3 protein-coding genes are annotated in these 5,457 nt (G+C 56.8%); all 3 read right to left on the bottom strand.

Annotated elements, in window-relative coordinates:
* Window positions 1-214: 214 nt before the first annotated feature.
* Window positions 215-2,632, bottom strand: coding sequence for a patatin-like phospholipase family protein (locus AC0L3A_RS39860; protein ID WP_354129571.1), 2,418 nt, complete (start codon window positions 2,630-2,632; stop codon window positions 215-217).
* Window positions 2,622-3,680: a hypothetical protein gene (locus AC0L3A_RS39865; RefSeq protein WP_354124931.1), complete on the bottom strand. Its 1,059-nt coding sequence runs from the start codon at window positions 3,678-3,680 to the stop codon at window positions 2,622-2,624. Before AC0L3A_RS39865 ends, AC0L3A_RS39860 begins: the two co-directional genes overlap by 11 nt.
* A 95-nt stretch (window positions 3,681-3,775) precedes the next feature.
* A complete protein-coding gene (locus AC0L3A_RS39870; protein ID WP_354129570.1) occupies window positions 3,776-5,170 on the bottom strand; it encodes a metallophosphoesterase family protein in 1,395 nt (464 codons plus the stop codon).
* Window positions 5,171-5,457: the final 287 nt, after the last annotated feature.

The raw sequence follows: 5,457 nt of genomic DNA on the forward strand, positions 1-5,457 counted from the left end.
CGCCCGCACCCCACCCCTCGGGGGGAGGGGCCTGCTCGCAGTCCAAAGGCGGCAAAGCCGCTCCGCTAATTTCGTAAATTCGAGAAGTCCAAGGATTCTCTGCGCGTTTATTGTGGCGCGTGCGCCGCTACTTAGGCTTGAGCGTAGTCGACCGCTGATGCGCACCTGATAATCTATAATCTACTTAGCGCGCTTTCGCTGCGATCGCCGAGTTTCACGGAAACGGAAATCGCAGGGGTTCGGTTCGCGGCTCGTTTTCGAATTGGGCCGCTATGGCCCCCTCGCACACGTCGTATCCAAAGTTGACGAGGTCCTTTTTATCCGCCTCGTTCAAAGGCGCAAATCGCGTCGCGAGCGCGGCAAGCTCCGATGCCCGCGTTGGACTTATCTTTGATCCGTACTTCTCGAAATTTCGGATCGACCAATATGCACCTCTCTTGTTGTTGGTTTCGAGCGCTTCTATAACCTGTCGACGACGTAGAAGGCGAAGCTGATGATCCAGGACCTCGACGGTTCGAACGGCTTGCTCGACAAATCCAGCGATCCCACCCTTGGGTTCGGGGTTGTCCGGCGAGTCTACGCCGCCGTCGCAAACGAAGATCGTCTTATGCCGCCTCCACGCTGCCTCTAGCCCCAAGTTGTCGATCAGGCTTCCTGTCGCCAAATAGACCTTCTCACGAAACCGGAATTCCGCGCTGTTAGGCGGCTCCCACTTCGCCGTGCCCAAGTGCAAGACAAGGGGGGAAAGGGTTGGCGGTAGGGCGTTCGATGCTGCTACCGCGATCGCGATAAGCTCTGGGTAGTCACGAATGATGCCCGTTACGGCGTCGCCGATATAGGACTTGGAGAATCGGAAGAGCGAGACACGCTGCAGATTAGTGGAGCTGAACACGAAAACAGGTTGGTCCGGCAAGTCTTGCAAAGTCTTTTCACCAAACAGAAAGCTCGCCAGCTTTCCGGCCATCACGTCGGCAGGATTGCGTCCCGGCAAAAGGCCGAGCAAACTCGACGTTACGTCAATACTCTGGTCGGCGAATTCAAGCAGCGGCTTGGCGATTACGTCTGAGAAGTTTACGGCGACGCCGCCAACGAAGGAGAGTTCGTTCCAATGCATACCGAGCACGCCGGCAACGACCGATCCGCCAGCCACGCCCGAAACTCGTCCTAGTCGAGCTAAATAGCCGAGGTCGTTGAGGCGCCATACTGCACCGAGATCGAAGAGCATGGCGCGATAGCCGCCGCCCGAGAGACAAAGGGCTATTTCGCGCCCCGGAGAATTCGGAGCTTCATCGGGCTCCTCGCGGGAAGATACCACCTGAGCCTGAGCCGAGAGGCTAGACCGCTGTTCGCGGCGAAGCTTCCAGTTCCAAAGTACGAGGCCGACCGTGTCGTGGCCAATTGCAAAACAAGGTACCACGCCGCCTTCCCCATCAACGACCTTGATCGGCTTCAGGAGACCCGCCGTCAGGAGTATTCCCGTCGTCTCTCCGAAGCCCAGTTGTGTCCCGGCAAGCCTCTCCTCCAAGTCGGCTTCGCTCTTGATATCGGTCGTTACCGTGCCATCAGGCTGAAGTCGGAGTAAGTCGCATAGCGCCTCCTTCCAGAAAGTCACCTCCTGCTCAGCTTTGAGAGGAGGGAGTCGAAGTGCGGTACCGCGGTCATGTAATGCCTTGTGCACAAAACGTTCGATCGTTCCTTCGACGTTCCCGAGTTCGGCCAGATCGGCGAGTGTGATTTCGTTTGCTTGCCGCGATCGCATCAATGAGTAGAGCTCGCTGAACGCAATCTGCAGAGCACCGAGCCGACCAAGCGGTACTTTATCGAGTTGTTCGATCGCGCTTTCTATTACGTCCTCGTCGATCGTGAAGCCGAACCGCTGTGCAGGTCGCTGCAACGCTTCTTTGATTTGCGACTTCGTCAATTCGCCGAGGTAGTAGTCAGTCAATCCCGTGCCACGGAAGCCCATTCGTAGATGCGAGGCGAATCTGCCAAGATACTCTGTGCGGAGAGAGACCACGATCTTCATCGCAAACCTAGCGATCGAGAACGCGGAAAGGAAATCAAAGAACGCGTCGCGAGCCTTGGATTCAAAGGCGGGATTGGCCAAGGTTAGGACCTCTTCTCCTTGATCGATGATCAAGACCAGCGTGTGCGGGACGATGAGGCTTAACCGTTCGAGCACGCCGAGCAACACGGAAGGATCCCGGCCGGCCGACCGGACGAACGCAGCCGCTTTGACTGCGGCCGGGTCCGGTAGGGCGGCTCGCAAGTTTAGCTTTCGTTCTCCGGTCGGCGTTTGGATAGTTAACGGGTTCGAAGTGAATTCGAATACCGCGTTAGCTAGCTTAGCTAAAGGATCTGCCGTCGAACTGATGAAAACGTCTCGAGTCTTGCCTCTGCGGGCGAATGCGATCCCCGTATCCCCATCTTCCAAATAGGGAATGATGCCCGCTCGCAAAAACGAGGACTTTCCGCAGCCGGTAAGACCGTGAAGAGCGAGAATCCGAGTATTAGAGTCCGCAAGGAACGTCGCGCATCGTCTGATGTCGACATCGCGGCCCGCGAAGAGATGAGCGTCGTCCTCTGTATATGAGGCGAGGCCCTTGTAAGGCTGCTGGCTCTCACTGGCCATGGGGTATCTCCAGCCGTCCGCTTCCGACTACGTCGTCAGAGAAGTTCGTTTGCTTTGAGAGGCTTGGTGCTCCATCCTGGCACATCCGAAAATTCGGGTGCGCGTAGATCCCGTAGACAAGACTTAGAGGGAAATGATCGCGATAGAGGCGGCTCATCGCCTCTCCGAGCGTTTTACCGTCCTTGAATAGCAAGTGGAGCAGCGAGGTGCTGAAACGCAACGCAAAGACGTCCGGAACATCCGTCTCGGTGCCCACAAATCCAACATGCCCGGTCACGCTTGCCGGCAGCAGGAATGTTCCTCCAGGGTCGGCTGCAGCCGTACGGCACCCGTTGATGAAAACGAGGCAGCCCGTCTCGTTGTCTCGTTTGGTATCTGCCAAAATCAGAAAAAGCCCGCTGGCGTTGATAGTGTCGTCGGTTCCAATAGCGAGCTGATTCGGAGTTGCATGACAGTAGAAGTACAGAAGGCCGATTTGCGACGCGCGTTCTTGCCATGAATCCTTCAATGCCTGTTCGGTGTTGATAGGCATACCGTAGCGCTCGTCCAACCAAGCGGAGAAGCTTTTCTCGACCTCCGACGAGATGGTGTCCTTCGCTTTGCCGAAGACAGATGGATGAGCGACGCGAAGCATGCCGAGCGACGATGCATCGCCGACCTGGCTAGGTTTGATTCCGATGTAGCGCACGGTCGTATCGTGGGCGAAGCACCAGAATTGATGATAGGTGTGCCACCATGCTGTTTGCTCAATCCCCCGCCAGTCATCCGGCAAGAGTTCCGGGTCTCCGGAGTACATGAGGCCCCAAGGTACCAATACGCTATCGGCTACTCTGAATTCGATGCGGAAGGGCTCGCCGAGCGAAGCGTAGTATTTTTTGACGCCTGCGGCGTCTTCGTCGCCTTCCATCCTCAGGAACAGCGTTTTGTAAAGCGCGTTTCCCTTGCGCGCCAGCTGCTTGAGAATTGGCGCGGCAGTTTCGGCCTTGTCCTTTAAGCAATGGTTCACGAGCTCGAGAAGTACTTTGCGGATGTCGGCGGCATAATCCAAAACCGCTTGCCTGTTGATCGTGTACGGTTGCCACTCGTTCCACTGTACCCTGAACCGAGTGGGCCCATGCTCGTGGATTTCGACGTGGACCGTCCTCACGTTACCATCCTCTCGCGCCAGACTTCCATGGTCGCATGCTCTTCGCCCGGTTTGACCTGTACGTAGCGAAGAGAGTAGGGGAAGTTTTCGTAAGAGCCGGTCTTCAGAATGTGCCATGGCCGAGTTTTTTCTTCGGGCGCGAAGCGGTAGTAGCGCGTCCAAGATCCGGTGTTAAAGTAGGTAAGACCAGGCACCTTCCGGTCGTGCGGTTCGTGAGTATGGCCCATGATCACCGTATTGACTCCACCAATGGCCGCCTCTGTGGCGCCGACGTAGAGATCTTCGGTTTCGTTGACCTTGTACGCCTCCTTCAGGCTCAGCGTGCCTTCCTGAGCGCCGAGCAGCGCCGCGGACTTCTCGCCGAGACTGGATACGAGTTCGGGGTGCTCGGTGAGATATTCGGCGAGCAGCTCAAGATTTTCGGGTGTGGCTACGAACGTGACGAGCTTCATCGGAAGCTCGAAGCCGCTTCCACGCAAGGCGCGCGTCAGGACTTCGAGCTCGGGGGCGGTAGCTTCGTCCACCCATTTGGCCAACAGTTGTAGCCTGTCGGAGCCGATGGGTGCCTCTATCGTCAGGAGATCTTCCTTACGCGTCGCCGCGATCTTGATCGCGTACGCGAGCATTTTTGCCACGCTGACCGACGCGTCGAGCGGGGCCCAGCCGGGTGTCAGCGCAGATGCGCCGAAGATATGAAAGAAACGGGAGAACGGCTTGACGTTGTCGACGTAGGGGTAACGCGCGTCTAGCCCATTGAGATATTTGATCAGAAAGCGCGTGCCGACGCACTCGTACAAACGATCATTCCCGTCCTTCCCCTTCAGAATGGGCGGCTCGTTCGCGCTCCAGCGATCGTGCCCGTTCACATGGAAAGAATTGACCTTGTCGTATCGATGACCATGTTCGATGTGCAGCCAATTCATTCCGTTTGGGTGATAGTGGCTTTCAAGGCAGAACGTGAGCTTCTTGGAGCCTCGATCGACGCCAACAAACTCCGCGAAGCGTTCTCGGACCCGCGGCCAGAAGAAGTCCGGATCGTGGTTGCCCGGCATGATTACTAGGTGATTGCGTCCGTCCGCGAGAAAGTCCTTCAGTGCAACAAATGTCCCGCGATGTCGCGTCTGAATATTGGCAAGCTTGTTCAGCGATTGCTGCTCGGTGAAGCATAAAGGGATGCCGTCTTGCGTCTCGGATTCGAGTGACGATCCCGTCCAAGGAGATGCCTGCACAAAGTCCAGAAAGTCGCCATTTATGACCAGCTCGACGTGTTCGGACCGTTGCTTGAGATCGGTCAAGAAACCCGCCAGATGCGCCTCCAGCTCGTCATCGAAGTCATCGAGATCTCCGTCACTGATGTGAAGGTCGCTGATAACGGCCAGTAAGCGCTGCATGCCGCTCTCCCTTGCGAGATAGCCATGGTCAGGCATTCGATCATTGCTTCCGTACGGGCGAATTGCAATCATAAAGTGTGAAGATTGAGAAGCGCCAACCCCTCCTATCGCGGGAAGGAGCTCGCTATCAGCCGCTCTGAAAGCCGGACAATTGCCTAGGTCGATGTTCCATCAGCCTGCTCAGAGCTGTGAGGTCCGCCTTGGGTCCAAAGGACTAAACCGCTCGCGCGGTAGAACGCCGCGGCTGGCGACACGGCGAAGCAATAGGCGACAACTCATCGTGACGA

It is taken from the genome of Bradyrhizobium sp. MI1.3 (assembly GCF_055811695.1).